The sequence below is a fragment of the Acidithiobacillus sp. TH-A36 genome (genome assembly GCF_057473445.1).
The window spans coordinates 1-4,418 of the sequence record NZ_JBYCKP010000644.1; the positions used below are offsets into that span (position 1 = coordinate 1).

Sequence of the window (4,418 nt, forward strand, 5' to 3'; positions counted from 1 at the left end):
TTGCCCTGCGGCTCAGTCAGCCCTGTCCTGAACTGCACGCACTGGCAGATACCTGCGTGCGCAACCTGGAACCCTGGCGGCGGCCCTACACTGACGAGGAAATTTCGGCAAGAAGCCAGAAGATAAAGCTTCCCCGGCACCGGGAATACCTGGAACGATGGGGCTATCCCTATGTATTTGAGGAGTTTGTTTTTCACATGACCCTCAGCGATCAACAATCGGACACGCGTTTGCTGACTACCGCCAGCAAATATTTTGGTGACATCCCCAGGCAGCCACGCCGCTTGCAGGGCCTCGCATTAGCCTGTGAAACAGACCAGAACGCACCCTTCACCCTTTTGCGTCGCCTGCCCCTCGCTCCGGCGATACCCGCCCCCCGCCAAAATAAATCATGAAGCCCCTGCTGGTTCTGGTAGTGGGTCCTTCCGGTGCGGGCAAGGATTCAGTTATTCGCGGCGCAGAAGCCACACTGAAAAATGACCCACGTTTTTATTTCGCCCGGCGAATGGTCACCCGCAATGCTCCACAGGCTGGAGAAATCAACATCAGTGCTGAAGCGTTCAGACAACGCGCTGAATCCGGTTATTTTGCCAAAACCTGGGACGCGCACCAGCTATCCTACGGCCTGCCCCAGTCGGAATTGCAGCCTCAAAACGCCGCCGTGCAGATCATCATTGCCAATGTTTCGCGCACCGTAGTGAATGACCTGCTTGCGGAATATGGTGGACATGTTTTATATATCACCGCTTCATCAACCGAAATTCGCCGCCGCCTGGAAAAACGTCATCGTGAAAGTGCTGCATCCATCAACGACCGCCTGCGTCGTCACATTCCTCTGCCAGAGCAGTTGCCCATGACCACCATCCGTAATGATGGGTTGCTGGAAGAGGCCATCCAACAATGTGTACACAGCCTCATCAGGCTGCTGGAACACCCATGATCAGCACCAGCAAAGTGCAGTTCGTCCCCGGAATCACCATCTGGAAACAAATTGTCAATGATCTGCAGGCCCGCATAGATTCCGGTGAACTTGTCGAAAACCAGAAACTGCCGGGCGAGGCGGATCTGGCCAAGGCTTACGGAGTCAATCGCCACACCATGCGCCGCGCCCTGCAGGAACTCGCGGCCGTGGGCAAAGTGCGCATACAGCATGGTCGCGGCAGTTTTGTTGCCAAGCATGTGTTTGACTATGAACTGGTCGAAAGGCCGCGCTTTTCGGAATGGGTCAAAAAGTACAATAAACCCGGGGAAAATGACATTCTCGAGGCGGCCATACTGAATCTGGCCGATCTTCCCGAGTTGGCGCGCATTCAGCAATATGGCGTCTTCCCGGAATATCCCCAGGTTGCGATGATCAAAACCCTTGGCCGGGTCGGTGAAGAGCCCATTTCCATTGCCAGACATCTTTTTTTCGGGAAAGCCCTGCTGGCCCTGGTGGATGATCTGCACGCCGGACGCGGTATCACTGAATCCCTGCGCCAGCATGGCATACAGGATTATACCCGCATGCGCTCCACCATTTCGGCCACCATGTCCGGCCCTCAGGAGCGGGATCTGCTGAAAGTCGAAAAAGGTGAAATCGTTTTTGTCTGCGAAAACGTCAACGTTGATACGAGTGGCGTCGGCATAGAATTCTCAACGGTCATTTATCCGTCTTCACGGGTGCGCCTGGTTTATGAGCCGGGTTGAGCGTGTTCTGGTCAGAATAAACACCGGCTTCTGCCATTTCCGCCCCGAATAAAATGCTGGCCCAGGCCACATACAACCAGAGCAGAAACACAGGAAAAGCGCCCAGCGCCCCGTAAACCGTTTCAAAAGTCGAAAAACGCAGATAGGCGGAGAGGCCGAATTTATCCAGTTCAAATAACAGGGCTACCGTCATCCCCCCCAGCAGAGCATCCCGCCAGCGCGGCGCCGCAGCAGGCAGAATCTTGTAGAGCAAAAGCATCATCACTGTCACCACCAAAAAAGTCAGAACATGACTGAAAAACGGCGGCAGCACGGGAATATGACCCAGATATTTTAACAGGGGTTGCAAAGGACCCAGCAGGGGGAGGAGCAAGGCCACACTCAGTGGCGCCACGACCAGCATGGCCAGATAACGCAAAACCCGGCACCACCAGCAATGGGGTGCAACCCCCCAGATGGCATTCAGATGCCGCTCTACCGCGTGCAGCAGAAACACCGCCGTCAACGACAAACCGATTATCCCCAGCAACCCCAGTTGGGCACCCTTGGCGGCCAGTAAATTCACTTCATGAAGAATGGTATAACCCGTCTGCGGAACAAAGCTGCGCAATATCAGGTGATCCACCTGGGTACGATGCATCACGCTGAATCCCACCAGATTCCACATGCTGAATACCAGCACTGCCAGCGGAATCAAACCAAATAAAGTCGTATAGGACAGCAGACCAGCCCGATCAATGCAGTCATCTTTCCAGAAGCCATGCCAGGCCCGATACCAGCGAAAACCGAAACCAAGCACAAAACCCTTACGGGCAGGAGGCTGTGGGCGCGAACCATCTTCCTTTTTACCAAAACACTGCTGGCCTTCTTTATGATCAGTACTCACAAAGACGCCTCCCTGTCCAGACAATGACGAATAAATGGAATGGTCAGTTGGCGTTGCTGCTCCCAGCTGCGCGCATCCAGCATCTCCAGCAAGGACTCCAGCACGGCCATATCCCGCGATTGATGGCGCAGCACATACCGGGCAACGTCCCGGTCCATGCGCAAGCCGCGACGCCGGGCCATGGTCTGCAAAATATGCAGCCGCTGCAGATCATCGGGTAATTGCAGAGCCATTGGCACACAGGCGCTGAACCGGCTCGCCCAATCCGGCAGGGTCCAGACGAGTTGCCGGGGTGCTTCCCGACCCGCCATTAACAGGGGTCGGGCGCGATGAAAACGTTCATTGTACAGATCGTACAAAAACTTCTCTTGATCCACCTGACCGGCCCAGGCGTCCACATTATCCAGACAGAGTAAAGGCGCATCCACCAGACTGGAAAAAGTTTCCGGCAGCGCCAGGTCTACAAAGCACTGCATCATTTCGGCGCATTCAATATAAGGTATCCAACCTGCATCGCTTTGGGCAGCACCCTGTAATAAATGGCTTTTACCCACCCCTCCCGGGCCATGCAAATAAAGTCCAAACACAGGTGCTGGCCGTACCAGCAGACTCCGAACGGCATTCAATGCGGCAGTGTTGGGTTCTGGACAAAAATCATTGAGCGTTGCGCCGCTTCGCAACCCCAAAGGCAGGCGCATCTGGCCATTGGCGAGCATCAGCAGCGCCTGGACGACAAATATCGTAAGCCTTCAGAGCTTACCCAGGAAAAACTGTCATGGCTTGGCATGACTCCAGAAGCTAGGCAAGAGACCCTTGGCTGTCAAGCAGATTCTTATCCATTTTCCTACCCTCTGAAACCGAGCGAATAAGCTTCAGCACAGTCAGACGACCAGCAGGTCGTTTGCAGCCTCCTCTGCCACTGACTACAATCACAGGGATTCATTCCCAACCGACCAGCAGGAGAGTAGAGCAATGTCTGAATATAAAGTACGTGAAGAATTGAAGCCCAGCGGTCTTGACGGCATTTCCGACGCCCAGATCAACGATCACTGGGGCTTGTACACCGGCTATGTCAACCAGAGTAATGCCCTGCACAAAGAACTTGAGGAAATGCGTGCGGCTGGCAAAACCGCCTCCCTGACCTATGCTGACCGTCGCCGTCGTTTTGGTTTTGAATACAATGGGATGGTCTTGCATGAATACTACTTTGCCCAGATGAAACCCGGCATCAGCATGGATCAGGCGCCCGGTTTCAAGGCCGCCGTCACCGAACAGTTCGGCAGCGCCGAAGCCTGGCACGAAGACCTCATGGCTGCTGCCAAAAGCCGCAGCATTGGTTGGGCCATTGCCTATTACGATGGGACTACCGGCCAGATCAACAACCATTTCGTCCAGCTGCATGAAGATGGCAACATTGGCGGCTTTGTCCCCCTGGTCATTGTGGACGTGTTTGAACATGCCTACATGGTCGACTGGAAAGCCCTGGGGCGTGGCGATTACCTGGCAGCACTCCACAAAAACATGAACTGGAGTGTCATTGAAGCACGCTTCCAGGCAGCCAAAAGCGGACAGATTTTCAAGCGCTTCTGATCGATTAGCGGGGTAACCCTGACGCCCCATGACTTGTGGCGTCTGAGTGAAGAGCGGCCCGGCCGCTCTTTTCTTTTGACAGCAGCCAGCCCCCCTCATAACATGACCCGAAATTGACGGAGGAACTTGCTGTGGACAGCCCCAAACCGCTTAGCTATCGCAGTGCAGGAGTCAACATTGACGCAGGAAATGCGCTGGTTGACCGGATCAAGCCCCTCGCCCGCAGTACCCACCGCCCCGGAGTGCTTGGCGG

General features: G+C 54.9%; 6 protein-coding genes. 4 read left to right on the forward strand and 2 right to left on the reverse strand.

What is annotated here, in order from left to right; all coding sequences use genetic code 11:
• The 3 genes from AC2VLY_RS16125 to AC2VLY_RS16135 all read left to right on the forward strand — a co-directional run.
• Positions 1 to 395, forward strand: a 395-nt coding sequence (locus tag AC2VLY_RS16125) for a DUF1045 domain-containing protein (RefSeq protein ID WP_486893013.1), incomplete at its 5' end; no start/stop codon positions are given.
• A complete protein-coding gene (locus AC2VLY_RS16130) occupies positions 392 to 940 on the forward strand; it encodes a PhnN protein (RefSeq protein ID WP_486893012.1) in 549 nt (182 codons plus the stop codon). The genes AC2VLY_RS16125 and AC2VLY_RS16130, both read left to right, overlap by 4 nt.
• Positions 937 to 1,689, forward strand: coding sequence for a GntR family transcriptional regulator (locus tag AC2VLY_RS16135; protein ID WP_486922638.1), 753 nt, complete (start codon positions 937 to 939; stop codon positions 1,687 to 1,689). Before AC2VLY_RS16130 ends, AC2VLY_RS16135 begins: the two co-directional genes overlap by 4 nt.
• Here AC2VLY_RS16135 and AC2VLY_RS16140 read toward each other — a convergent pair.
• Entirely contained in the window at positions 1,643 to 2,575 is a 933-nt protein-coding gene (locus AC2VLY_RS16140; RefSeq protein ID WP_486893963.1) for a YihY/virulence factor BrkB family protein, read from the reverse strand. The genes AC2VLY_RS16135 and AC2VLY_RS16140 overlap by 47 nt on opposite strands.
• The gene (gene hda, locus AC2VLY_RS16145) at positions 2,572 to 3,291 is read right to left on the reverse strand and encodes a DnaA regulatory inactivator Hda (RefSeq protein WP_486893962.1); all 720 of its coding nucleotides are present in this window, start codon (positions 3,289 to 3,291) and stop codon (positions 2,572 to 2,574) included. The genes AC2VLY_RS16140 and hda overlap by 4 nt, the downstream gene beginning before the upstream one ends.
• A 256-nt stretch (positions 3,292 to 3,547) precedes the next feature.
• Here hda and AC2VLY_RS16150 point away from each other — a divergent pair, with 256 nt between their 5' ends.
• Positions 3,548 to 4,165: a superoxide dismutase gene (locus tag AC2VLY_RS16150; protein WP_193649393.1), complete on the forward strand. Its 618-nt coding sequence runs from the start codon at positions 3,548 to 3,550 to the stop codon at positions 4,163 to 4,165.
• Positions 4,166 to 4,418: the final 253 nt, after the last annotated feature.

What these genes read in the sequence shown, in the direction of transcription:
- AC2VLY_RS16150 (WP_193649393.1), top strand. Translation starts at nt 3,548, where the DNA reads ATGTCTGAATATAAAGTACGTGAAGAATTGAAGCCCAGCGGTCTTGAC.
- AC2VLY_RS16130 (WP_486893012.1), top strand. Translation starts at nt 392, where the DNA reads ATGAAGCCCCTGCTGGTTCTGGTAGTGGGTCCTTCCGGTGCGGGCAAG.
- AC2VLY_RS16135 (WP_486922638.1), top strand. Translation starts at nt 937, where the DNA reads ATGATCAGCACCAGCAAAGTGCAGTTCGTCCCCGGAATCACCATCTGG.
- hda (WP_486893962.1), bottom strand. Translation starts at nt 3,291, where the DNA reads ATGCTCGCCAATGGCCAGATGCGCCTGCCTTTGGGGTTGCGAAGCGGC.